Raw genomic sequence first — 25,298 nt, 5'->3', positions numbered from 1 at the left:
ATTGGCGAAAATGTGGCACAACGCCTTTTCCGTCTTGGCGGCGGCGCCAGCTACACCGTGAGGAACATCATCACGATGATCATGGCAAAGCCGATAAGGTCGGTCGGCAAAAACACCGTGCCCAGCATAACGGCGCTGGTAATGGTTGCCGAGACCGGCTCCACAGTTCCGATGAGACTCGCACGTACGGAGCCAATATCCTTGACGCCCTCCATATAGAGCATGTAAGCAAAAAACGAGCCGATAACCACGAATACCGCGAGCGCCTCGACGCCGGCAGCGTCGAGTGCCGGCATATGCGCCCAAGGCTGCACGAAGACGCACGAGACCACGCCCGCCGTGAGCATTGCCGAGCCCGTGACGATGGGGCTGCCGTATTCGGGCAGGATCTTGGCGGGAATCACCGCCATACACGTGGCGCTGACCGCACACATAAGACCTGCTGCCAGGCCAAGCGGCGAGATATTCAGGCTGGTGGGGTCGCCGCCGGTGGCGATTAAAAAGGTTCCACCCAGAGCCAGGCCAATGCCGATAACTTCGCGAGTACGCGGCATGCGGCGATCGGTCACGCAGGTGTAGCCCATGATGATAACGAGCTGCAGGCACTGGAGCACCGTCGCGGTTCCGGCGTTCGTCAGGCGCACGGCCGAAAGATAGCAAAACTGGTTGAACAGCAGACCAAAGGCGGTAAAGAGCAGCAGCTGCTTGCGATCGGCGGGTGTGGTCCAGAGCTTAATCAGGCGCTCGCGGTCGCGCGTAACAACCACGGCCATAAAGAGTAGACCGGCGAGAATCTGACGCACGCTCATAAGCCACAAGGTGTCGACGTGGTAGGTATCGAACAGAAAGCTCGCGCTGGTGCCCGAGAAGCCCCAAAACGAACCGCCCACCAGCGTAGCCAAGACGCCCGTGATCATCTTGCGCGTCGAAGCGCTGTTCAGGCGCTCGCGCCAAGCGCGGCGGGTGCTACGGCTGAGCTCATCGGTGCCCTCGGGCACATCAATGTTCGATATATCGGTCATCGGCACCAAAGCCCCTGCGCCTTCGACCTGCTCGACACGCTCTTTGCTCATTCCATTCCCTCGAAGCAGCCTGGAAACAATTCGGCTTACCTTACCACGGCGAAGGCACCAGCCGAAGGCTTGTCCGCTTATCGGTAGGACAATTCCGCAGACGTCTTTCCATAGCTCGATACCGCAATGGCCTTGCATTATGCGACAGTCAAATCGCGGCAGCAGGCTCTTTTGAAATGGATATGACAAAGCCCCCGAATTCCACAATGTAAGCGATTTTTAAAAATGTTCTTGCCACCGAGTTCAGGCTCCGTTATATTATCCCTTGCGCGCTTGCGCACCCTTGATCGGGCGTTTAGCTCAGGGGGAGAGCGCTTCCCTGACACGGAAGAGGTCAGAAGTTCAAATCTTCTAACGCCCACCAAATGTTCGCAGCTCAGAGGCTATGTCCTCTGGGCTGTTTTGTTTTATGTCGCTAAATCCGCTGGCAGTTCCAACCGTCATCGCAACGTAACATCAATTCACCTGACGAATGGCAGCCAAATATATTCAATACCCCAACATCAACAATAGCCAGGCACAAAACTGCGCCGCAAGCTGCTCCAACCGCCCAACTGGTCAAAAGCCGACCATCTACTTGCCAATTTATCTAACGGCGTAACCAAGCAGTCCGCGCCGCAACTTCTCAACAAAACGCCGCGATGTCTGCGCCCTGCGGTATCCTTGAGCCACTCGCACCTGCAGCACCAAGGAGCCGCCATGCGCACCGAGCTCGATGTCCCCTTTTCGCACAAAGAAGAAGCCAAGGCGCTGGGCGCCAAATGGGACCGGACCAAGAAGATCTGGTATGTACCCAGCGGCGTCAACCCCGAGCCTTTTGCCGAGTGGCTGCCCGGTGTTGACCGATCCGACCCCTCAGCGCCGTATATATATCTAGTACTGGGCAAGCGCGAGTGCTGGAAGTGTCACAAAGAGACCTCGGTCGCGGCCTTCGGCATTCCCTATCGAACCGATGACGACAAGGGCATCGCCATCGCGCACGCGCCCAACGAAGCCGGGCACATTACCATCGACACGGCCAACGCCAACGCACTCGCCATCGTGCCCGCTCTTGGCTGCGTGCCGGGCGAGATCCGCGACTATCTTCATAAGCGCTGCGGCTACAAGCCCGTAGGCGCGCGAGCCTCCAAAGCCCCGTCGCTCGGCAACACGTGCACCATTTGCAACGCGCTGCAAGGCAGCCGCTATCTGTTCGAGGAGCCCTCGTCCCCGTTTGCCCTCACTGCCATCAACAAGCTGCCGGCACTGGAGTTTGTGCGCGTCGAAGTTGCCGGCGTCTTTGGCATCCCAGCCACGCGCACCGACTTTGACCAGGCGCTCTTTACCTGGGCACGCGACCATCACGCCGAGTTCCACAAGCAGCTCGGTGAGGGGATTTATTTGTAGGAACGGAGATGCCTTCACAGCCAGCTCCTCCGCATCACCTATCCCTCGTCGCCGGCGTCGTACACGATATCGAGGCCACAAACAGGGCATTTCTCCTGATACACCGGCATATGAACGCCTGTCCGTTTTCTCACTTCGTCGCTAAGTCTGTCGCGCGCATCGATGAACCAAATGTCGAGGCACGGTATTTGCGAGCCGCAGCAAGGACAGGCGACGACAAACGACCCGCAATCAACTTCTACGCTCGGAAACATTTTGTTGTCTATAAGGGCGCACGGCAGTTTTCCGTACTTCCCCATCGCAATATCGCCTCGCCAGCTCACGCTCGCTCCCCTCTCGCTATACAAATCAGGAAGAGCATGCACCAGCAGGCGTGCGCGAGATTGCATCGCCGCGCGATCCGATCAAACAACACGATCGTAAAAGACCGCCAAAGCCAAATTTCATCGTCGGTCGCACCCTGTCCGGCAAACTCAATATCGACGGGTATGTGCTTCAGATAACTCATGTCGGGCGCAAAACGAGGGTCCGGTCCGCCTTTATGAACAGGACCGTGCAGAACAAACCATCCGTTTTCGGGCTCGAACCGCTCAACAAACGCAAGGCCGAGCACCTTATAGCCCACCTCGGTTGCAAATATGACTCCGACTGGGACGTCACATTCCATGCAGTTGAGCATTTTACGGTTGTAATTCTGGTCTCGAAAACCAACGGTACCCGGCGCTTGAACCGAGTACTTAATGACCCACGTACCATCGTCCAAATAGAGCGGAGGCACATTGTTGATGCTCTCGGTTTGCCGCTGGCGCGCTTGTACCCCGCTACCCCACTCCCCTGTATACTGATGTAGCACGTGTTTCATCCGGGCTTGTTGGACCGGATTGTTCATGGGAGGGTCTTATGGCTGCTTCGAATCCGCCTAAGGGGAGCGTTTCTTCTTCGTCCATCAAGCCGGTTACGCGCAAGGCCGTGCGTTGCCAGCGCGAGGTCGCCTGGCTTGTCACACAGGCGGCGGGCAAACTCGTGGCGAACACGGAAGACGTCAATGCGCCCACACCGAGCTTTGTGCTGGCAGCGGCGCTGGATCGAGTACGCCAGCTGGAACTCGCCGCACAAGAAGACGGCGGCCATCTTGGCTACCAAGACGCTATGGCGCCCGACCTGTTGGCCTTTTGTCGCATGACCAAGTTGCCCGCCGCACCCAATGCGCTTTCGGACGCAGGCTACATGTTTACGCTTTCGGGCGCGGACCTTATCCGCGATATCTACGCATACTGCAGCGAGCTCGCCGAGCGCAGCGTCTTTGGCACGGCTGAAGTCAAACCGGGAAATGTCATCAAGCTGGTTCTTAGGCTGTTCTTGATGGACGGGTTCGGGGCCATGCCGGCGTAAGCCGAGTCTTTAGCATCACCGTCGACTGGGCAACAACCGCTTTACCTTAGTGGGCGCCAATCGAGGGTCGATTATTGGGTCGCCTCGTCCACTAACGCATTTATTCCACGCGCTCTGACAGTCGATATTTGCGGTTGCGGCTTGTCGACGGCGCCGTCGGCTCAAGCTCACCCTGCTCAATGAGCGCATTGACGCGTGCCCTAACCTGGGAAACCGTGAGTCCCGTGCGCTCCGCCAGTTCGCGCGTCCCCAATTCGCCGTAGCGCTTGAGTGCCGTCATAATCAAGTCCCCGCCATGATCGACCGGCTCGATCTTTGGACGGTAAAGTACGACCTTGAACCGATCGAACCCCGGGCAGAACAGGGGCTCGGCCAGACCATGCGCGCGCATGGCATCGATCATCATCGGGATGCCCGAGCCATTGCCCTCAGCCGGCGAACCTGCGCCATCCGGCAGCGGGACAATCGACATGAGTTTCACGAGCGTCGCGTTACGGCATCGGGAGCTGCCGTCAAACAAGTTCTCGCGAGTCTTTCCCCCGTAAAGGCCGCCAGGATTCGTCACCTCGACAAGATCGTCAAAGACGTCGACGGCAATCGATTGTCCACAGAACCGATCCCCGTATTCTCGATGGATTACGGCGTTGGCGATTGCCTCGCGCAGAACCTCCTCGGGAATCTCCAGCGAGTCGACACGCGAGACGCCTTGGACGGTCGAGGTTCGCCGCAAATTCTTGGCGACGGCCGCGACAGCATCCGAGATCATCTCGCCCAACGTTCCCTCACAGATTGTGCGGTCCATAAACCTTAGTGGCCCCGCAGCTCCCTTTTGAGTTCCCACGTGGACAGCCACATCAATGAAGAGCTTGGGATAGAACTGCTGAGGGTAAACGCCCGCGGCAAGGAGGCCGGCCTTGGTAACATTGCCCTGGGGGTCGAGGAAATTCAGACGCTCCATCTTTGTCTTCCTGTCCGTCGCACCGTGCATCGCTCGAGGCGTCAACGAATAGGCACGCTCTATCGTGCGGTCGACCAGCGACTCGTCGAGATCGCCCACACTCGTGCCGGGCACCGTATCGCGATCGCTAGGACTCGTCCGTTCGTATGACGACAGCGCCAAAACCTCGGTCGACGAAAGCGGCACGTCTTTGTCATCGATGCGCTTGTAGCTGCCGCCCTGGGCGCCCCGTTCTATTACATAGCAAGGCTTGCTCGACGGGTCGAGCTCCTCGATTGTGATGACGAGAACAACGGTACCCCGAAGCTCCACGCGCTCAATGGTGTATTTGGGCGGATTGGCCAGCTTTCCACGACCGCCGGCATCGCCCATGCCCGCCACGAATTGGTTGAGCACTTTCTCGGTCTCAAAGTTTGCAACTGGGACAAAACCCGCACGCTCGCTCACTCCGAGTACGATGATGCCGCCGGCGGTGTTTGCGAAAGCGCTGACCGTTTCCCATACGTCGCGGGAAAGCGTCGTGGCGCTCTCTTTTACTTCGACGTTAAGATCATCCGAACCCATGCGCTTTAAAGACTCGAGCAAACCGGCCAGCTCGTTTTCGTTCATCTGCACGTCCCTTCGCTCGGTCCTGCGGAGAATGCCGCAGACGGATTTCCCTCGTCTCTCAGTTATCTCTCGTAATTATCTCTCGTCTTTCTGTTATCTCTCGTATTTGATATGAGTGAAAGATGAGAGATAAGATATCTCTACCTGCTTCATTTAATCATGTTTTTGCTGGTGGAACAATCGATATTGAGACAATACCATGGTTGCTTGTCTCTTTGCTGCTGGGCTATCTCTCGTAATTATCTCTCGTCTTTAAGCTATCTCTCGTGTTAGTGACGAATGAGAGACGAGAGATGCGTGAGCGATGCATGAGCGTGGATTATTGGACGGTCGGAAAATCCCTCAAACAAAAAACGGGGTCGGCCTTACGCCGAGCCCCGTTTTCAAACGGTCAGTTAGTTATCCAACGCGCGAGCATAGCAGTCAACATTACGCCGCCGCGAACACTCCCAAGCCCGTTCCGATGATGCAGATTGCGAAGATGCCCAAGATGATCCAAATGGTCTTGACGCCCTTTTTATAGAGGGCAACGCAAGCGAACGTTGCCAGCAAGGGCAGCAGACCGGGGAAGATCGAATCGAACAGATCCTGCAGGACAATCTCCGAACCACCCACGTCAAAGGTCAAAGCCGTGGACAGCGAGACCTGTGCCGCAATCATGGCGCCGATAACAGTCATTCCGAGAACACCGGCAGCATGCGTCATGCGAGACATAAGGTTGCTCTCTTCGGACTGCTGCAAAAACTTGGTTCCCAAGTCGTATCCCAGATGGGCCGCGACGATACGCGTTGCGAAGTTAATCACTGAGTAGATGAGCGCGTACACGATGGGGCCGAGCGGGTTGCCCGTCGAAGCGATGCCAATACCAATGCCGGCGGCAACCACGCGGAACGTACCCCAGTAGAACGAATCGCCGATGCCGGAAAGCGGTCCCATGAGGCCGACCTTCATGGCGTTAATCGAGGACGTGTCGAAGTTCTTATCGGCAGCCGCCTGCTCTTCCATCGAAACCGTTAGGCCGGCTACAAACGGAAGCACATGAGGCGTGATGTTAAAGAACTCGGTATGGCGATCGAGCGCCGCATAGTAATCGTCGTCGTTGGGATAGATCTTTCGCAGGGGCTTCTGAATGGTGTACATGAAGCCCATTGCCATCATCTTGTCGTACGACTGCGAGCACTGGCTCGTAAACTGGCGAAGGAACATGCTCCGATACATATCGGGAGTCATAATCGCGTCCTTCTTGGCCTCTTTGAGGTCGGTGTTCTGGATAGCCATTAGAAGTCCTCCTCTTCATCTGCAGCAACCGTCTGCGGACCGGACGAGCCCTCGCGGAAGGCCAGGAGCAGCGCGACGCAAATGGCAGCTGCGGCGACGCCGACCACGTCCATCTTGAGATAGATGACCATAATGAAGCCCAGGAACAGCCAGGGAAGGAGCTTGTTATCGCCCATGGTCCTGATAAGAAGTGCGAAGCCGATGCAGACCATGACGCCGGATGCAACGTTGAGGCCGTCCATCACAAACTGCGGAATCGCGTTGAGCGCATTGTTGATGAGGTCGGCACCAAAGAACAGTGAGCCAAACACCAGCAGTGCAGACGGAATGCCAATCGACAGCGGCACGATAGTCAGATGGTACAGATTCGCCTTGGCAAGATCGCGATTTGCCAGAGCGGTCTCAATCTTCTTGCAGGCAAAGGCACCCGGAACGGCGTAGCAGAAGTTGCGCCACACCTGAAGGAAGACGGAGACGGGAAGGGCGAGCGCGACGGCAGTTGCCGTGCCCGTACCCGTAATGACGGCAAACGCGCAGCCAAGCACGCCGGAGGCATAGACCTCGGGAGGAACCGCCGCGCCGACCATGATGGCGCCCATGAACATGGACTCCAAAGCAGCGCCGACGATAACGCCCTGCTGGACATCGCCAAGGATCAAGCCGACAAACAGGCTCGTAAACAGCGGACGACCAAGCATCGTAATGCCAAATAATTGCTCGTCCATGGACGCAATAAATGCGACCAGTGCAACTAGAAGATACTGGACAACCATTTCGATCAACCCCAGAAATAGGTCTGCAGGCGAGGCATTCTGCGCAGCTCGCCTGCAGACAACCGCAGCAATTTGAGAGGATTAGTAGTTCATCTGGTGATAGTAACGACGCGTGGTGAGCGGGTGGTTACGGACGTGCTCGAGATGGCAGCTCAGACGCTCGGTGATGGTGTAGGTGACCATCGGGGAGACGATCTTGCGGAACTCGGGGTCGCTGAACGGCAGCTCGACCTCGGCGGTGTCAAACTTGTTCACGCGGACGTTGACGCCCTTCTCGTCGGCGAGCATGTGAGTGAAGTTGTCCACGCGGTCCATAAGCTTACGGGTGTCGTCCTCGCCGTAGAGCATGATGAGGCTCGTGCCCTCCTCGCACAGCTCGATGGTGCCGTGGAAGAACTCGGCGGCGTGGATGGACTTGGTCTTGATCCACTGCATCTCCTCGAGGATGCACATGGCGTAGTCGTAGGCCTCGCCCCAGAGCATGCCGGAGCCGATCACCATGTGGTAGTCGGTGTCCTTGAAGTCCTCGGCCATGGCGGCGCAGCGCTCGTCCTGGGCGTCCTTGGCCTTGATGAGGAACGGAGCGATGTTGCCGAACTCCTCCATGAAGGTGTCGTACTTGGGGAAGGCGCCGGCGTTCTTGAGGAAGCGGGCGACCAGCGTGATCTGGTAGGTGTAGATGGCCTCGCACAGAACGTCGTCCTCGGCGAAGCTGAAGAACTTGTAATCGGCGTACTCGGTGGCCGGGGTGTTGTCGTTGGAGACATACATCAGCGTGCGGGCGCCCTGCTCCTGGCAGAACTTGGCAGCCTCAATGATCTCGGGGGTGGTGCCGGTACGGGTGGAGAAGACGCAGACCGAATCCTTGTTGAAGGTCTTGGGCGGGCACGCGAGGAACTCGGCGGCGATCTCGCAGTGGACGTCGACGTCGGCCGTGGTGGTCTCGACCCAATACTTCATCGGGAGCGTGTGGGCCCAGGTGCCGCCGCAGCCGATGAAGAAGATGTTGGAATAACCCTGCTCGCAGACCTCGTCCACGGCAGCCTCAATCTGAGGACGGAGAGCGAGGGCATCGCTCACAACCTTCTCGTAACGAGGCTCATCGAAATTGAACATCCCTTACTCCTAACTCACTTGGATGAACCCTTCATTCATCCCATGACGTTATAATACTTTATATAACTAACTATGCAAGAACTGTTTCAAATTTTTTTGATTTTTCTTCAATAAAAAGCCCGTCGATCAAATGATCGACGGGCTTAGACATAGAGTATCGGTTCAATAAATACCGAGCACCAGCATGTTTTCGGCTAAAAAACGTCCTTGGCAAACACCTTAGCGTCATTGGGAACCTGACGGATTTCGATGGCCACGCCATCGCCCAGGAGTTCTTGGATATGCTCGGCATCTTTCTCGGTCGCGAAGATTGCAGGGGTCGGATGAAGCGTGGTCTCGGGGGTCTTTCGGGTTCCACCCAGATTGATCTCTTTGATGTCTTTGCAACCCTTAGCGAGACGATAGACATCTTCAATCGTCTCAGCGATGATAAACAGCGAATACTTGTCGGTAACGCCGCTGTTGAGCGCCTCGATAGCAGCGTCAACATCCTTGATGACGAGTTTAACGCCGCTGGGGCGGGCGAGCCTCAAGGCCGCCTTCCTCATGTCGTCTTTTGCCACAGCATCGCTGGCGAGCAGAATGCAATCTACATCCAAAGCGTGAGTCCAGGACATGGCAACTTGGCCGTGAATCAGTCGGTAATCAACTCTCGTAAGCTTAATCATCGTTATCATCTCCGCACGTGATAAAGGGAATGACAGGTGCGACCCCTAGCTAGGGCTCGAACCAGAACTAACTAGAAATCTTCTTCCTCGGCGCCGGCAAGCATGTCCGCCGCCTCGCAAAGCTGAATAAACGAACGCGATCCCTCGACCGCGGCTTTGGCCTTGTCCGCATCCAGAGAGTCCAGCTGTGTAACCATTTCCACCAGCAGCGGCAAGTTCATTCCGGCGATCAACGTAAACGATCCGGCAGTCTGCCTCTGAATGAATTCGTTGTTTACAGAGCCGCCAAAGATGTCAGTCACGACAAACCAAGAGTCGGCAGGGTCCCTCGTCTCCATCCATGCATCAATCAACGCCGCGACGTCCCTTGAATCGTCATCGACATAGGCGCACAGGCACTCGATTCGGTCGTTGGTGCCCATCAGAATCTCCAGAGAGCTTTTCATGCCTTGGGCGAGATAACCATGACTCGCTAGCAATATCTTATTCATAGTTCTCCAATACCAATAGGACGTACTATATTGTCATAACAAAGTATATTAGCAATCTACCCTACGTGGTGTGTCTATTTTCCAAATCCGCGAACGGTAACAATTGGTCGGTAAATCGACCAATCTATCTCTAATTTACAAATAGAACTTCAGTCGCTCGGTGCAGTACACCTGACGGGAGATGAAAAGCGGCTCACCACTTGGGGCATAACGTCTATCGACAAACAGAAGCAGCGAAGAGTCCAGCTCCACGTTAAGGTATGCCGCCTCGAGCTCGCTCGCATAGCAGACCTCGAGCGTACGCGTGTTGGGACCCATCTTGATCCCCTGGCGATCGAGTACCGCCATCAGCGAATCATCGAGGGACTCATGCTCCAAAAAAGAAAGCGCAGCGGAATAGCTATTGGTTTCCAGCATCGTGGGCTTGCCATCCACAAGGCGCAGACGACGGCTACGCAATACCTTTTGGGTATCGTCTACGCCCAGGAACTTCGCGTCTCGCAGACTTGGGAAGTCCCAGCCCATTTCGAGAACCCTGGTAGACGCCTGTTTGCCCGCAAGCTGGCACGAATGGGTAAAGCTCTCACGGTCGTCCGCGGCATACATCTGCGTGTCCGACGAAACGAACGTGCCCTTGCCGCGGGCCCTCTCAACAAGCCCAGCATCTTCCATTTCTTTAATTGCGGAGCGAACCGTTATTCGGCTCACGCCAAATTGCTCGATCAGCTCCGCCTCGGTCGGAAGCTTATCTCCCGGGCGGTACGTGCCGTTGGCGATTGAATCAGAAAGCGCACGAACAATCTGTTTGTACAGGGGGATAACGCTATTTGCCTCAACCATATCAACCATACCTTTACAAGGAATCAGCAGCTTATAGATAAATGACTTATATTGTATTAGAACTTTTTAGCACTCCACGCCATTTCCTATAATGTTTCAGCAAACGAGGGGTTATTTTGCGTAAGCGGTGTAGAGTCCATCCATTTCCGCATACAGCTTCAATCTGATGGCGGTATATGCATCCGATAAGCCGATTGATTTTTATCTTCTGTCTGTCTCTCAGTCATCCCTCGTCGTAGAAATGAATGTGAGGTGAGAGACACGTAGTTGACGCACGAGCGTGGATATTTGGACGGTTTTTGAGCTTTTGACGGCCGATTTCGTCCGAAAATCCACTCTCGTTCAATTTGCGTCCGAATTTCCACGCTCGTGTGTCCGAAAATCCACGCTCATCCGGCAGATTGGTCGAAGGCCCCATATGGGTATACTCTCGGGGATTCGACTCGATTCGCCCCCGCTGGGGCGTCAAAGGAGACTGCATATGTCCACTACCTCAACCGACCCGCGCGCCGCAGCCGCCGCGCTGCTGGTGCCTGGCACCACCTGCCACGGTTTTGCCGTCGAGCGCCGCGAGACCGTGCCCGAGCTCGACTCGGACGCCTACGTGCTGCGCCACACCACCTCGGGCGCTCGCCTGCTGTACCTGGCATGCGACGACGAAAACAAGGCCTTTGCCATTGGCTTTAAGACGCCGCCGGCCGATTCCACCGGCGTGTTCCATATTCTTGAGCACTCGGTGCTGTGCGGGTCGGCCAAGTTCCCCGTCAAGGAGCCGTTTGTCGACCTGATCAAGAGCTCCATGCAGACGTTCCTCAACGCCATGACCTACCCCGACAAGACCATCTACCCCGTTGCCACCACCAACGAGCAGGATCTGTACAACCTGATGGACGTGTACCTGGACGCGGTGTTCAACCCGGCCATCTATACCAAGCCCACCATTTTTGAGCAGGAGGGCTGGCACTACGAGCTGGACCTGCCGGAGGGCGCCGAGGGCGAGGACGATGGCAGCCCCGCGAGCCTGCGCGAGGGCACGCTGCGCTATAACGGCGTAGTGTTCAACGAAATGAAGGGCGCGCTGTCCGACCCCATGAGCGTGCTGGACGACGCCGTCAACGCCGCGCTCTACCCCGACACTGCCTATGCGCACGAGAGCGGCGGCGACCCGCGCGCGATTCCCGCGCTCACCTACGAGCAGTTCCTGGACACGCACGCGCGCCACTACAATCCTTCTAACTCCTACATCACGCTCTATGGCGACCTGGACGTGAACCGCGCGCTGGCCTTTTTGGACGAGCGTTATCTGTCGCAGCCGAGTGCCGCGAGCCGCCGCATGGACACAGCCGTCGCCGCCGGCGAGGACCCGTCCACGCTGGCGCCCAATCCGCTGGGCGCCCAGGCGCCCGTGACCTGCGAGTACAAGCGTGTCGAGATGGCCACCACGCCCGAGAACGCCCTGGTGGGCCTGGGCCTTGTGCTGGGCAGCGCGCTCGACCGCAAGCGCACGATTGCGGCGGACATCCTGTTTGAGGCGCTGCTGGGCTCCAACGAAGCGCCGGTTAAGAAGGCAATCCTTGCCGCCGGCCTGGGCGGCAACGTGGTGAGCTACACCGCGGCCGAGAGCCTGCAGCCCTACGAGCTCATCATGCTGCAAAACGCGCAGCCCGGCGTGGCGCGCGAACTGCGTCGCACGTTCCAGGACGCCTGCCGCGACCTGTGCGAGCACGGCGTTCCGCGCGAGCGCCTGGAGGCCATCATCAGCAGCAACGAATACGACCTGCGCCAGCGCGACTACGGTATCGCCGACGGCGTGGCCATTGCGTGCGACGCGCTGAGCACCTGGCTCTACGATGACGACGCCGCGACGCTGGCACTCAAGTATGGCCCGGTGTACGAGGAGCTGCGTGGCGAGCTGGACGGCAGCTACTTTGAGGACCTGCTGCGCGAGCTCGTGCTGGAGAACGACCACATGGCGCTCGTCGAGCTGGTGCCGGTGGACGCCGCCGAGGGCGCAGAGGGTGCCGAGGCCGCCGAGCTGGCTGCCAAGCGCGACGCCATGACCGATGCCGAGCTGGCCGACGTGGTCGAGCGTACGGCCGCGCTGCGTGCCGCCCAGGAGGCCGAGGACACGCCCGAGGCCAAGGCCACGCTGCCGCGTCTGCGCGTGTCCGACATTGGCGAGGCGCACCCCGAGCCGCCGCTGGTTGTGGACACGACTGCGCCCATCCCCTGCCTGCGCCACGGCATCCCCACCAACCGTCTGGCCTACGCCATGCAGTATTTCGACCTGAGCTGCGTCGCGTTTGAGGACCTGCCCTATGTGACGCTGCTCTGCCGCCTGCTTAAGCAGCTGCCCACGCGCGAGCATTCGGCCGAGGAGCTCGACAACTTGCTCGCCGGCAAGCTGGGCTTTTTGAGCTTTACGACCGAGGTCATGACCCAGCCCGACGTGGACGGCGTGCGCCCCTACCTGCTGGTGAGCGCCGGTGCCCTGTCCGAAAAGATCGACGCGCTGGCGAGCCTGCCGCGCGAGGTGTGGTCGAGCACGCTTTTGCTCGATGCCGATGCCGACCGCGTTCGCGACGTGCTCACACAGATTCGCATTGGGCTTGAGCAGGGCTTTATCAACAACGGTCACTCGGCGGCACTCGGTCGCGCGATGAGCTACAGCTCACCTTCGGCCGTGGTGCGTGAGCAGCTTTCGGGCGTGGACTTCTACCTGTTCCTGCGCGATCTGCTCGACCACTTTGACGAGCGCCTGGACGACCTGCGCGCCAAGCTTGCCGAGCTGGCAGACCGCATCTTTGTGGCCGATGGCTGCATGGCGAGCTTTACCGGCAGCGACGAGGACTTTGACGCGTACTGGGATGCCGCGGGCGACCTGGGGCTGGGTGCGGGCGATGGTGCCGGCCGCGACGCGCTCGTGGTGCCGGCGCCGTGCGACCGCCACGAGGCTTTCGTGATCCCCAGCGACATCTGCTTTGCGGCAAGCGCGTGCGACCCGCGTCGCCTGGGCATTGACGTGACAGGCACTTGGGCCGTGGCTGCCAACGCGCTCTCCTACGACTACCTGTGGAACGAGATCCGCGTGAAGGGCGGGGCGTACGGCTGCGGATTCCGCGCGGCAGGTGAGCGTCAGGCGGCGTTCTACACCTACCGCGACCCGGCGATCGATCCTTCGATTGAGCGCGTGGAGCGCGCGGGTGCATGGCTTGGCAGCTTTGAGCCCGACGAAGCCGCCTTTGAGGGCTTTATCGTGAGCTGCGTGAGCGGCATGGACGCGCCGGTGAAGCCGTACGCGCTCACCAAGCGCCGCAACACGACCTACCTGGCCGGGCTCGATCCGCATGCGCGCGAGGAGCGTCGCGCCCAGATGCTCGCCGCCACGCCCGGTGAGCTGCGCTCGCTCGGCACCGACGTGACGCGCATCGCAGCCGAGTCGCCCACCTGCGTCTTTGGCGGCCGCGACGTCATCGCAAAGAGCAACGCCAACTTCAACGTAGTCGACCTGCTGGGCTAGCCACAGCAAGCAAAACCACCACAAAGGGGACAGGCACCTTTGTGGTGGTTTCGACATTTGCCCAGATAAAACCTGCCAAAATAAACCTGTCCCTTTTTGGTAGGTTTGGGGGAGGGGGCTAGGATGGATAAGGCTGAGTTGCGGCGGGCGGTAATTGCTCGGCGCGATGCGATTGATTTGGATGTTCGGAAGGCAAAGTCTGCTGTCATTTGCACGCGGCTGGTTGAGCTGCTGGGCCGCTTGGATGCCGCGGCGCCGCGCACCGTTGCCGTCTATGCCGCGATGGGTTCCGAGGCAGACCCTGCCGCGTTTGCCGCTGCGGCCGCCGCGCGCGGCTGGCGCGCAGCCTATCCGTGCATGCTCTCGGCAGCCGAAGCCGCAGCTTGTGGCCAGCGTATGTACATGCGGGCAGTTGCCGCCGACGATGCGTCCGCGGCTCCGTTTATCACTCATCCCACGCGAACCTTCGCTGCCGCGGACATCGGCAGCAACCGCTTCCCCATCGTGCCTGCCGAAGCACTCGACATGATTGTTGTGCCGCTCGTGGCCTTCGACCAAACCGGCGCGCGCCTGGGCTACGGCGGCGGCTGCTACGACCGTTACCTGTCCATGCTCTCGCCCGCATGTCAAATCGTCGGCATCGCCTTTGACGAACAGCGCATCGACCACGTCCCCACCGACGTCCACGACCTGCCGCTGCCCAACATCGTCAGCGCCTAAATGTCGTTGTATCGCACCCGCAAGATAAGCGTGGAAAATCTCCCACTTTGGGACTGTTCGGGGGCAAAAAACGGGAGATTATCCACGCTCATTATTCAAACGTCCGATAATCCACGCTCGTATGTCTGAAAATCCACGCTCAATCAACGCGCGTCCAGATTTCCGCGCTCGTGTGTCCGATTATCCACGCTCGTGCAGCTTAACGCCCCGCAACCGCCTCAACATGCACGCGGCACGCCGGCAACTTTGAGCTTGCGATCGAGCTTTGCCGGATCCCTCAGATCATCCCAGCACAAGCGCACGATCCTGCAGTTATCAAGCAGCGAAAGCCTCGACTCGCGCTGGCGCTCATCAAACTGCGCCTTTGCGAGCTTGCCCTCCTCCGCTGCCTTCTCGCTTTTAACGAATCCGTCAAATTCCCCGATGATCAGCCGATCTTCCACGCGCCACAAGTAGTCGACGCGATACGGCCGTCCCGGCTCAACCGGGTCGAACAGCTCAATTTGCAGCTCCGGCGTCTGCCAGCCGCGCTCGATCATCAGGGCGCGCGCCTTGGACTCGCCACCGCTTTCCGACAGGCCATCGGCATACCGTGCAACCCTGCGCGCCGTCACAACACCGCGACGATTTAAGCCAAGCTTGTTGACTGCCTCAACGAGATGCTCCTTCGACAACAGCTGCTCATGAAGCGCCGAGTCCGCAATGATCAGTCCCTCGACAAACGATGCATCGACCAGGCAATCCGTAATCGTTTGATCGATATCGGTCACGGCAATGTCCATCTGGGTGGCCCGTGTTTGACGAACATAACGATGGCGAACGACCTGAGAGTCCGGCGTCGTTGATTGTGCCGGTGCCACGGCGATATGGATGTGCGTCAAATTGGCATGCGAAACCGAAAGGCCATAGATAACAGCCGCCGTATAGGAGCAAAACGTCCAGTCGGGATACTTTTGCGCAAGGGCCCGCACCCGATGCAGATAACGCTGTCGAAACTTGAGTTCGGACCAATATTCCGGACGCGCATACAGCCCTGGCATGACCGCCTCGAGACTTCCCGCCGCCACCCGTCGCTCAATCTGCTTTGCCTCCGCCGCAGTTCGCGCGTACACGCAGCTCATCTGCTGTTCGCATGCCTTAATGTGACCTGCAAGTCTTTGATTCGCCGTCATGTTTTCCACGTCGCCTCCCAACTCTTGGAACGGCGCCAACGTACCAGGCGGTTTCATGCGAAGTCTGACCAAATGCCAACCAAAAGCTGACCAAATGCTTGACGGTTTTGAACGCTTTAGGTTAATGGCTTATATCTGCAGGTAGAACGGTTGTCGAGAGGTCCCTGTCTCCACATTTTGAACCTCAAAAGCCGTCGATTTCCTTAAAAGAAAATATGCTGTGGCTCGAAACTACCTAGTTTGCGATGCTGTCCGTAAACACTCGACGCGTGGTGCTGCCGCCTACGACAGCCGCAGAAAAATCGAGCGTGGAAAATCTCCCACTTTGGGCCTGTTCCTCGACCAAAAGTGGGAGATTATCCACGCTCATTCAACATGCGTCCGATTATCCACGCTCGTCGCGTAGCGGCCACGATAACCGCCGCAGCCACAGCCACGACAGCGGCCTAGTGCTCCTCGCCGGCGCGAGCCAGGTCGTAGGGCGTGGTCTGGTAGACGTAGTAGTTGAGCCAGTTGGTGTAGAGCAGCTGAGCCTGGCTGCGCCAGACGTTGAGCGGCTCGGCCGAGGGGTCGTCGTTTGGGAAGTAATGCGCCGGCACCTGAGGGTTGAGCCCGCGCTTCACGTCGCGCTCGTACTCCAGGCGCAACGTGTCGGTATCGTACTCGGGGTGGCCAAAGACAAAGAAGCGGCGGCTGTCGGTCGACTTGACAATATACAGGCCCACCTCGTCGGACACGGCCACGACCTCAAGCTGCGGCTCGGCCTCCACGTCCTCGCGGCGCACATCGGTGTTGCGCGAGTGCACGGCATAGAAACGGTCGTCAAAACCGCGGACCAGTGGGCTTTGCGGCTTGACGAGCCGGTGCTCAAACACGCCGCTCGCCTTTGCCGGCAGGTCGTACTTCTGAATACCGTAGTGGTGATACAGGCCCGCCTGTGCGCCCCAGCAAATGTGCAGCGTAGAGTGCACGTGCGTGGTGGACCAGTCCATGATCTGGCAGAGTTCGGGCCAGTAGTCGACCTCTTCGAACGGCATCTGCTCCACCGGCGCGCCCGTGATGATCAGGCCGTCGTAGTGGATGTCGCGGATGTCGTCGAACGTGCGGTAGAACGTCTCCAGGTGGCCGGCGCTTACGTGCGTGGCCTCGTGCGTCTTGGTGCGCAGCAGGTCCACCTCCACCTGCAGCGGCGTGTTGGAGAGCTTGCGCATGATCTGCGTCTCGGTGGCGATCTTGGTGGGCATGAGGTTGAGGATGAGCACGCGCAGCGGACGGATGTCCTGGTGCAGCGCGCGGTACTCGGTCATGACAAAGATGTTCTCGCTCTCGAGCTGCGCGGCAGCAGGGAGGGCGTCGGGGATGCGAATGGGCATGGATGCTCCTTACGAGTCAGTTGCAGCTATGGTACAACGAGCGGCCCCATCCGCGCGAGCACATCGCCCAGCGATGCCATCAGCGGCCCAAATCACTCCAAAAGTAGAGATTAACGCATGTCCCAAAAATCTACGACGCTTTAGCCTAGCAAAGTGGCAGCAGGACGCTACAATGGTTCGACGCGAGAAACTCGGCCGAAAGGATACATATATGTACCAGACGCGTAAGATCGGTGTGGTCGGCCAGGGCCACGTAGGAGCACATGTCGCCAACAGCCTGCTCATGCAGGGCATTGCCGATGAGCTGTACCTGTGCGATATCAACGAGGCCAAGGTGACGTCCGAGGTCCAGGACCTGCGCGACTCCCTTTCGTTTGTCCCGTACAACACCAAGATCGTCAACTGCTACGACCACTACGAGGAGCTGGCCTGCTGCGACGTCATCGTCAACGCCGCCGGCAAGGTCGCGCTGGCCGCCGGCAACCGCGACGGCGAGCTGTTCTTTACCACCGACGCCGCCCGCACCTTTGCCAAGCGCATCGTCGACACCGGCTTTGACGGCATCTTCGTGAGCATCTCCAACCCCTGCGACGTCGTGTGCACCGAGCTGTGGCACCTGACCGGCTACGATCCCAAGAAGATCATCGGCTCGGGCTGCGGCCTAGATTCCGCCCGCCTGCGCACCGAGATCTCCAAGAAGGTCGGCGTGAGCCCCAAGTCCATCGACGCCTACATGATCGGCGAGCACGGCTTTAGCCAGCTTGCCGCCTTTAAGGCCGCAACCATCGCCGGCAAAAACCTCAACGAGCTTCAGGCCGAGAACCCCGACAAGTACTCCTTTGACCACATGGAGGTCGAGGAGCTCGCGCGTAAGGGCGGCTATGTGACCTACCAGGGCAAGCAGTGCACCGAATACGCCGTCGCCAACTCCGCCGCGCGCGTCTGCGCCGCCGTGCTGCACAACGAGCACGCCGTGCTTTCCGCTTCCACGCTCATGACCGGCCAGTATGGCGAGGAGGGTATCTTTACCTCCCTGCCGTGCGTGATCGGTGCCGAGGGCGTCGAGGAGGTCTACACGCTCGACCTGTCCGAGTACGAGCTCGAGGGCTTCCACAAGAGCTGCCAGCACATCCGCGACAACATCGCCCAGCTCGACTGGTGGGACACCGAGGCCTACGATGCAAAGTAGGCCGATGGCTGCCGCAACCTTGCGAATCTAAGCGCGATACTAAGCGGGCCGCGCCGGAAATCCCCGGCGCGGCCCGCTTTTTTGACTCACGCAGTGCCCTTGCGAATCGAAGGTGAATACTTTTCCGCGAAGTGAACGAGCAAAAACGAGCCCCCGAAGCATCGACACTTTTCAGACGCCGTTTCCTGCGGTTTCGCCGAGTTTTTCCTGCAGTTTTGGCGTCAAAAAGTGTGGATGCTTCGGGGGTCCAAAATAGGTCGTTCACTTCGCGGAAAAGTATTCACCTTCGTTTTCGCGCAGACACGAATCCGGCCGCCACAACGCAAAACGGGGCCCGCGCGCAGCGCAGACCCCGTCAAAAAAGATAATTCCCGTTACCTAGTACTGCTCGATGCCCATGTAGCGACGAACCTCGGGGCTGTGGTCGAACACCTTGCCGCGGGCGACGCGCAGCTCGCAGCTCATGTTGTAGAAGAAGATCGGCTCCAGGTACGAACGCACGCTGGCAGGCACGTCGCCCACGCCGTACTCGAGTGCGTCGAGCACCATGACCGTATCGGTGTGCGTGTTGAGGAACGCCAGCGCGCGCTCCTCCATGGGGCGGCACTCGCCCGATCCGAGCTGCACAAAGTAGAACACGCCGGGCTCGGTAGCCTCGAACGGGCCGTGGAAGTACTCGCCGGAGTGGATGTAGCAGCAGTGCTGCCACTGCATCTCCATGAGCGAGCAGATGGCCATGGCATAGGTCTGGCTAAAGTTGGGGCCGGAGCCCAGGATATAGAAGAACTTGTGGTGCTGGCAGAGCTCGGCAAAGCGATCGCCCAGCTCGGCATTGACCTTCTCGCGGGCAGCGGGCAACAGCGCATCCATCTGCTTAAGGCCGGCGTACATATCGGCGAGCGCCTCGTAACCCTCCTGCTGGTCGAGCAGCTCGGCAGCCATCAGGACGCCGATGCCTTGCGGAACCTCGGCCTGCGGCACGCCTTCGCCCCACGGATAGACCCAGGTGGTCCACTTGCCGTTATCAATCTTGGAGCCCTCGCAGTCGGTCATGGCCACGACCTCGGCGCCGGCTGCCAGCGCCATCTCGCAACCGTCGACGACCTCCTGCGTATTGCCGCTGTGGCTGCAGGCGATGACGAGTGACTTCTCGCCAAGACTCTTGGGGGCCATCAGGCAAAACTCGCGCGCCGTGTAAACCGTCGAGGTAAACGTGGTCGCCTCGCGCTTGAGCAGCTCGTTAGCCGGCATCAGGTCGATCATCGAACCGCCGCAGGCGATCCAAAAGACGTTCTCGATCTTACCCTTGCGCTCGATAATTTCCTGAATCAGATCGTGTGCGTTCACGGTGACGCTCCTCCTTGTGTGGCGGCTTTGAGCGACGACAGCTCGTACCTGCGGTCGTTCTATGTTGTCCTATTTATAGCACGCACGACGACGCTCGTGAAGCCATTTCGCCAAACTTGTTCTATGTTGTTCTATCTGTGGATATTAAATGTCGAACACGTAGCGCGAGCCCACGATCTTTTGGCGCCCGAGCAGCAGGGGGCGCTCGTCTGCATCGGTAAAATACGCCTCCATATAGAAGAGCGGCTCGCCGACCGGCACCTCCAGCAGCGGGGCCGCCTGGGCATCCGCCAGCGCAATCTCCACGGTGCAGGGGTCGGACTTGAGCGGCGCGCGACCCGAATGCTCGGCAACGAGCGAGAAGATCGAGTTGTCGGCGAGGTCCTCGGCGGCCAGCGTCTGCAGGTAGGGATGGTCGGCGAGCACAAAGGCGTTGTTCTCGAGCATGACGGGCACGCCGTCTGCCGTGCGCACGCGCTCGACCACAATGAGCTCGCAGCCGGGTTCCACGCCAAAAAATGCCGCGTCCTCGTGCGTCGCCGCAACCACCGTGCGCGACACCAGGCGCGCTCCGGCCACCATGTCGTTGGCGGCGCAACCCTCGGAAAAGCTCTGGATGTCGCCTTTCTGGACAATCTTGCGCTTGAGCTTGGGAGCGCACACAAAGGTGCCCCTCCCCTGCTGTCGGTGGAGATACCCCGCGCGCGACAGCTCCTCGATGGCACGGCGCACGGTGATGCGCCCCACGCCGTAGGACTTCGCGAGCTCCATCTCGGCAGGAATGCGCGAACCGGCAGGGTACACGCCGCGCGCGATCTCGCCCTTTAGGTCGTCCATGACCTGCTGGTACAGCGGCACGGCGGACGCGCCAGCGCGGCCGGTTTTATCGTCAGTTGCCATCGTTACGCTCCATCCCGTGCATGCTCGGATTCAAACTCTTCAATCGCCGCCATAAACTGCTCGCCAAAGGCGTCGGCCTTTTTCTCGCCGATGCCGTTGATCTGGATAAGCTCGTCGCGCGTCTGCGGGCGCAGGCGGCACAGACCACGCAGAGCCTTGTCGGAAAAGACCATGTACGGCGCCATCTCCAGCTCGGTCGAGATCTCCTTGCGCAAGGCACGCAGGCGCTCGAACAGCTCGGCATCGTCGCCCACGCGCGGGCGCTGATCCAGCTCAGCCTCCTCGCGCAGCAGATCCACTGCACGGCGGGCGCGAGCCGAGGCCTTGCGCTTGGACGCGCGACGCTTAACGGTAAAGGCAAACGCCTCGTCCTCGACCTCGCCGGCACGCGGACCCAGTCCCACGACCGGGTACTGCCCCTGCGAGGTGGCCAAATAACCGCGGCCGCACAGCTGGCCGATGATGTCCTTGATGCGCCCGACCGATTCGCTCGACAGCTCACCGTAGCCGCGGTCCTCGTCCAGATGCATCTGGCGAATGCGCTCGGTGTTGCCGCCGTGAAGAACGTCGGCGATCAGCGACTTGCCAAAGCGCATGGGACGCGTGGCCACATAGCGCACGGCGGCGCGAGCCATACCGGTGACGTCCTCGACCTCGAACTGCGTGAGGCAGTTGCTGCAGTTGCCGCAGCCCTCGGCTTCGTCCGTGGCGGTGGCGCCCGCACCAGCCGCAGCAGCATGCTCGGCCGCGGCCTCGTCGCCAAAGTAGCGCAGCATATATTCGCGCAGGCAGCCGGTGGTATTGCAGTAGCCCTCCATCTGGCTGAGCAGACGATATCGATTTTGGAGCGCCCACGCGCGTTGCTCGTCGTCGAGTGCCTCGTCGGCCGCATCGCCGCGGTCGATTAAAAAGCGGCGCATGCGAAAATCGTTGCCGTTCCACAGTAAGTGGCAGCTGGCCGGATCGCCATCGCGGCCGGCGCGGCCCGCCTCCTGGTAGTAGGCCTCGATGCTCTCGGGCACATTGTTGTGGATCACGTAGCGCACGTTGGGCTTGTCGATGCCCATGCCAAAGGCGTTGGTGGCAACCATCACCTGAAGATCGTCGTCAATAAAGGCACGCTGGCTTTGACGGCGGGCGTCGTTGCCCATGCCGGCATGGTAGCGGCCAACGCGAATGCCGCTGGGGCCCAGCGCCTCGGCAAGCTCGCCTGCCAGCGCATCGACCGTCTTGCGGGTCGAGCAATACACGATGCCGCTCTCGCCCGAATGCGCAATCACATAGTCGCGCACCCAGGCTGCCTTGGCCTTGTCGCCCATCTCCTCGCAGCCAAAGTAGAGGTTCTTGCGATCGAAGCCCGTCACCACCGTCGCGGGATTTTGCAGGCCGAGCATCTGCTGAATGTCCGCGCGCACACGCTCAGTCGCCGTAGCGGTAAAGGCCGCCACGATGGGGCGCTGCGGCAGGGAATCGATGAACTCACGAATCTGCAGGTAGGCGGGGCGGAAATCCTGGCCCCATTGGCTCACGCAGTGGGCCTCGTCAATGGCCACGAGCGGCACGCCAATGCCGCCGTCCGCCGCGGCCTCCTGCGCAAAGGCTAAAAAGCGCGGCTCGAGCAGGCGCTCGGGCGCCACGTACATAAGTTGGTAGCGGCCCTCGCGCGCCCGCTTGAGCACGGTGTTTTGCTGGGCCGGAGTAAGGCTGGAGTTGAGATAACTGGGGCGCGCACCCGCCGCGAGCAGCGCGCGGGTCTGGTCCTCCATAAGCGACAGCAGCGGACTCACCACAAAGGTAATGCCGGGCAGCATGAGCGCGGGCACCTGGTAGCAAATGGACTTGCCGGCGCCTGTGGGCATAACGCCCAGCGCATCGCGACCGGCAAGGATCGCATCGACCATGCGGTCCTGCCCCGGGCGAAACGAGGTGTAGCCAAAATAGGCGCCGAGCGTGTCGAGCGCCATCTGCTGCATGCTATCGGTCATGGTTTCCTAACGTCCAAGTCATCTGCCGCCGATTATACGCCGCCACGCGGACCAGTGCCGCACGGCTGCCGGCCACGCTCATTCTGCGGGTAGTCATTGGGGGCGTTCTTGAATGACTAGTCAAACAAGAATATCCCTAACGACTACTCATTTAAGTCTGTCCCCAATGAGTGTTTGGACACTTTCCTGATGAGCATGGATAATCTCCCACTTTGAGCCCGTCACCGAGCCAAAAACGGGAGATTATCCACGCTCATTCTGCAGATTGCCGCTCTGGCGGGCTTGCAGCGTCGACTGGTTACGCGGTTTGGTAAAACCGCGTAACTTACATGACCATAACGTAGCGCGATCCCACGTAGTACTGCTTACCCATCAAAACCGGCTCGCCATTGGGGCCGATAAAGCCGGCACGCAGGTTGAGCAGCGGATCGTGCGGAGCAATGCCCAGCTCAGCCGCCTGCTCGGTATTGGCACGAACGGCCTCGACCGTGCGGTAGCCAACCGAGACAATCGGCGTTCCGCCAACACGCTCGACCTCGGCAAAAATCGACTTGTCCTCAAGATCGGCCGTCAACAGCTCACGGTAGGCGTCAAACGGCACAAAGACGTTTTCCTCAAAGATGGGCTCACCATCGGCCGTACGCACGCGTTTGATATGCAGTAGCAGCGCATCCTTCTGCAGACCAAAGAACTCCATCTCGTTTTGGCGCGCCGGAACGATCTGGCGATCGACCACGTGCGCACCGGCCTTCATGCCGTTGCCGGCACACAGCGCGGTAAACGTCTGCAGCGTCGAGGCATGGAACTGACGATTGATGTGCGGTGTGGAAACAAAGGTGCCGCGGCCCTGTTGCTTAACCAGGTAGCCATCGGAGCACAACTCCTCGACGGCGCGACGCACCGTAATTCGGCTCACGTCGTACTGCTCGGCAAGCTCGAGCTCGGACGGAATACGCTCCTTGGGTGCATAAACACCTTTCTCGATCGCATCTTTGATTTCGTCATAAATCTGCTGGTAAAGCGGTGCATTTTTGGGTGCAGGCATATCTAATCACTCTTATCGAAATATCGAAATAACTAATACGTATATAACGTCTAGTTTCATGTTACCTCATATTGATAAAACGATACACCCCACCTACCAAAAAGCGACAGCTTCATTTTGGTAGGTTTTATCTGGGCAAACGAAAGTCCCTCGAAAGCAACGGGGCTTTCGAGGGGCTCATGCGGAAGGGTTGCGCCGGGCCGGCAAAATGCCAATACCCTACTTGCCGTCGTCCTGCTGCAGGCTGTCCTGCTCGCTGAGGCGCGCCTGCCTGCTGGCCATGCGCGCGGGCTTGTCGGGATCGGGTACGGCCGTGGGCATGGGCTCGTCGACATGACCGCCCCACCAGCCGCCCACAAAGTTGAGCGTGTGGAACACGTTGATCACGGCGCCGGGATCAATGTCGCACACTAGCTTGATAATGTCCTGGCTCTCATAGGTCGAGACAACGGCGTGCAGCAGATACATCTTTTCGCGGCTGTATCCGCCGATGACCTCGGCGCAGCTAATGCCGTGCTGAAAATGGTCAACATAGGCGGTCATGACTTCGTCTGCCTTGCGCGTCGTGATCTGCAGCGTCACGCGGTCGTAGCGACGATAGAAACTGTCGATGGTCTTGGTCGAAATAAACTGGAACACGATGGAGTACGCCGCGTTGTCCCAGCCAAACATAAAGCCAAAGATCGCCAGGATAAAGCAGTTGAAACCAAAGATGACGCCCCAGATAGTCTTGCCCGTGTGGTTGGAGACCCACAGCGCGATAAAGTCGGTGCCGCCGGTGGATGCGCCGGACTTTAGCGCGATGGCAGCGCCCAGACCCGAGACCACGCCGCCAAAAATGATGAGCATAATCTTGTCGCCCAAAAACGGGGCAAAGTGAAAGATGTTGAGGAACAGCGACGAGAGCACGACCTGCATCATCGAGAAGATGACGAAGCGCTTGCTAATGCCGCTCCAGCATAGGAGCGCCACGGGGATGTTGAGCGCGAGCATACCGAGCGAGATGTCGATGTGGACGCCGCCGAGCGAGGTAACGCGATCGAGTAGGACCGCGACGCCGGTGAGACCGCTCGGAAGCAGGTCGGCGGGTTGAATGAACGCCTGGATCAGAAATGTCTGGAGAACGGCAGAAATGGTGACCGCCACGGCGGTGATGGCGCGGCGGACGATGGTGAGGCGGCCGAGCACGAGCACGCGGTCCGTGAGCTGTTCGATGGCGTTCGCCACGTAGGCTCCCTTCGAAGGCAGATGTAGTTGTGGGGCATGCCCGCGATTGTAACATGGAGCGTGCGGAGGCGCTTCAATTCACCCTCTCTCGACAACCATCAGAAGGACCGTGAGGTCGCTCAAAAGAAAAACGCCGTGAAGAGAGCGATCCCTTCACGGCGAATTCGGCGTTTGCCCAGATAAAACCTGCCAAAATGAACTGCATCCCATTTCTTGGACTTTGAAATTAAGGTTCG

General features: G+C 59.2%; 21 protein-coding genes and 1 tRNA gene. 6 read left to right on the top strand and 16 right to left on the bottom strand.

Annotated features, from left to right (window positions below; all coding sequences use genetic code 11):
• Positions 1-50: 50 nt before the first annotated feature.
• Positions 51-1,073 carry a DMT family transporter gene (locus tag DWZ15_RS06720; RefSeq protein ID WP_199580044.1) on the bottom strand — a complete coding sequence of 341 codons (1,023 nt, stop codon included), beginning with the start codon at positions 1,071-1,073 and terminating at the stop codon, positions 51-53.
• Between the two features lie 289 nt (positions 1,074-1,362).
• Between DWZ15_RS06720 and DWZ15_RS06715 the strand changes: the two genes are divergently transcribed.
• A tRNA-Val gene (locus DWZ15_RS06715) sits at positions 1,363-1,437 on the top strand.
• Positions 1,438-1,772: 335 nt separating this feature from the next.
• A complete protein-coding gene (locus DWZ15_RS06710; protein ID WP_118450075.1) occupies positions 1,773-2,459 on the top strand; it encodes a DUF5710 domain-containing protein in 687 nt (228 codons plus the stop codon).
• A 319-nt stretch (positions 2,460-2,778) separates the two neighbouring features.
• Here DWZ15_RS06710 and DWZ15_RS06700 read toward each other — a convergent pair whose 3' ends face one another.
• Positions 2,779-3,348, bottom strand: coding sequence for a hypothetical protein (locus tag DWZ15_RS06700; RefSeq protein ID WP_118450071.1), 570 nt, complete (start codon positions 3,346-3,348; stop codon positions 2,779-2,781).
• A gap of 11 nt (positions 3,349-3,359) precedes the next feature.
• Between DWZ15_RS06700 and DWZ15_RS06695 the strand changes: the two genes are divergently transcribed.
• The gene (locus DWZ15_RS06695; protein ID WP_118450069.1) at positions 3,360-3,851 is read left to right on the top strand and encodes a hypothetical protein; all 492 of its coding nucleotides are present in this window, start codon (positions 3,360-3,362) and stop codon (positions 3,849-3,851) included.
• A 100-nt stretch (positions 3,852-3,951) separates the two neighbouring features.
• Here the strand turns inward: DWZ15_RS06695 and DWZ15_RS06690 are convergent, their stop codons facing one another.
• From DWZ15_RS06690 to DWZ15_RS06660, 7 genes are all read right to left on the bottom strand, one after another.
• Positions 3,952-5,418 carry an ATP-binding protein gene (locus DWZ15_RS06690; protein WP_118450067.1) on the bottom strand — a complete coding sequence of 489 codons (1,467 nt, stop codon included), beginning with the start codon at positions 5,416-5,418 and terminating at the stop codon, positions 3,952-3,954.
• A 429-nt stretch (positions 5,419-5,847) separates the two neighbouring features.
• Positions 5,848-6,696, bottom strand: a complete 849-nt coding sequence (locus DWZ15_RS06685; RefSeq protein WP_192924133.1) for a PTS system mannose/fructose/sorbose family transporter subunit IID — start codon at positions 6,694-6,696, stop codon at positions 5,848-5,850.
• The gene (locus DWZ15_RS06680; protein ID WP_117563725.1) at positions 6,696-7,469 is read right to left on the bottom strand and encodes a PTS sugar transporter subunit IIC; all 774 of its coding nucleotides are present in this window, start codon (positions 7,467-7,469) and stop codon (positions 6,696-6,698) included. Before DWZ15_RS06680 ends, DWZ15_RS06685 begins: the two co-directional genes overlap by 1 nt.
• An 81-nt stretch (positions 7,470-7,550) precedes the next feature.
• The gene (locus DWZ15_RS06675) at positions 7,551-8,585 is read right to left on the bottom strand and encodes an SIS domain-containing protein (RefSeq protein WP_117563726.1); all 1,035 of its coding nucleotides are present in this window, start codon (positions 8,583-8,585) and stop codon (positions 7,551-7,553) included.
• 194 nt (positions 8,586-8,779) lie between these two features.
• Positions 8,780-9,253, bottom strand: coding sequence for a PTS sugar transporter subunit IIB (locus DWZ15_RS06670; RefSeq protein ID WP_117862880.1), 474 nt, complete (start codon positions 9,251-9,253; stop codon positions 8,780-8,782).
• A gap of 71 nt (positions 9,254-9,324) precedes the next feature.
• Positions 9,325-9,744, bottom strand: a complete 420-nt coding sequence (locus tag DWZ15_RS06665) for a PTS sugar transporter subunit IIA (RefSeq protein WP_117563728.1) — start codon at positions 9,742-9,744, stop codon at positions 9,325-9,327.
• Positions 9,745-9,879: 135 nt separating this feature from the next.
• Positions 9,880-10,584, bottom strand: a complete 705-nt coding sequence (locus tag DWZ15_RS06660; protein WP_117563729.1) for a GntR family transcriptional regulator — start codon at positions 10,582-10,584, stop codon at positions 9,880-9,882.
• Between the two features lie 481 nt (positions 10,585-11,065).
• Here DWZ15_RS06660 and DWZ15_RS06655 point away from each other — a divergent pair, with 481 nt between their 5' ends.
• Together DWZ15_RS06655 and DWZ15_RS06650 are read left to right on the top strand one after the other, a co-directional pair.
• Positions 11,066-14,104: an insulinase family protein gene (locus tag DWZ15_RS06655; RefSeq protein WP_118450065.1), complete on the top strand. Its 3,039-nt coding sequence runs from the start codon at positions 11,066-11,068 to the stop codon at positions 14,102-14,104.
• A gap of 123 nt (positions 14,105-14,227) precedes the next feature.
• Positions 14,228-14,824 carry a 5-formyltetrahydrofolate cyclo-ligase gene (locus tag DWZ15_RS06650; RefSeq protein ID WP_118450063.1) on the top strand — a complete coding sequence of 199 codons (597 nt, stop codon included), beginning with the start codon at positions 14,228-14,230 and terminating at the stop codon, positions 14,822-14,824.
• Positions 14,825-15,042: 218 nt separating this feature from the next.
• Here DWZ15_RS06650 and DWZ15_RS10420 read toward each other — a convergent pair whose 3' ends face one another.
• Both DWZ15_RS10420 and metA read right to left on the bottom strand, forming a co-directional pair.
• Complete coding sequence (locus tag DWZ15_RS10420) at positions 15,043-16,005, bottom strand: hypothetical protein (RefSeq protein ID WP_147352319.1); 963 nt, start codon at positions 16,003-16,005, stop codon at positions 15,043-15,045.
• Positions 16,006-16,442: 437 nt separating this feature from the next.
• Entirely contained in the window at positions 16,443-17,369 is a 927-nt protein-coding gene (metA, locus tag DWZ15_RS06640) for a homoserine O-succinyltransferase (protein WP_118450061.1), read from the bottom strand.
• Positions 17,370-17,580: 211 nt separating this feature from the next.
• On the opposite strand from metA, the gene DWZ15_RS06635 reads away from it, so the two are divergent.
• Positions 17,581-18,558, top strand: coding sequence for an L-lactate dehydrogenase (locus DWZ15_RS06635; protein WP_118450059.1), 978 nt, complete (start codon positions 17,581-17,583; stop codon positions 18,556-18,558).
• A gap of 378 nt (positions 18,559-18,936) precedes the next feature.
• Here the strand turns inward: DWZ15_RS06635 and DWZ15_RS06630 are convergent, their stop codons facing one another.
• From DWZ15_RS06630 to DWZ15_RS06610, 5 genes are all read right to left on the bottom strand, one after another.
• A complete protein-coding gene (locus tag DWZ15_RS06630; RefSeq protein WP_118450057.1) occupies positions 18,937-19,905 on the bottom strand; it encodes an SIS domain-containing protein in 969 nt (322 codons plus the stop codon).
• A 144-nt stretch (positions 19,906-20,049) separates the two neighbouring features.
• Complete coding sequence (locus DWZ15_RS06625; RefSeq protein WP_118450055.1) at positions 20,050-20,805, bottom strand: GntR family transcriptional regulator; 756 nt, start codon at positions 20,803-20,805, stop codon at positions 20,050-20,052.
• A gap of 2 nt (positions 20,806-20,807) precedes the next feature.
• Entirely contained in the window at positions 20,808-22,790 is a 1,983-nt protein-coding gene (locus tag DWZ15_RS06620; RefSeq protein ID WP_118450053.1) for an ATP-dependent DNA helicase RecQ, read from the bottom strand.
• Between the two features lie 325 nt (positions 22,791-23,115).
• Complete coding sequence (locus tag DWZ15_RS06615) at positions 23,116-23,835, bottom strand: GntR family transcriptional regulator (RefSeq protein WP_117565046.1); 720 nt, start codon at positions 23,833-23,835, stop codon at positions 23,116-23,118.
• Between the two features lie 219 nt (positions 23,836-24,054).
• A complete protein-coding gene (locus tag DWZ15_RS06610; protein ID WP_118450051.1) occupies positions 24,055-25,062 on the bottom strand; it encodes a YitT family protein in 1,008 nt (335 codons plus the stop codon).
• Positions 25,063-25,298: the final 236 nt, after the last annotated feature.

Origin of the sequence: Collinsella sp. AF29-7AC (assembly GCF_003475665.1) — a bacterium.
GTDB lineage: Bacteria > Actinomycetota > Coriobacteriia > Coriobacteriales > Coriobacteriaceae > Collinsella.
The sequence above is the reverse complement of the archived record's forward strand: the minus strand, read 5'-3'. Positions and strand labels throughout refer to the sequence as shown.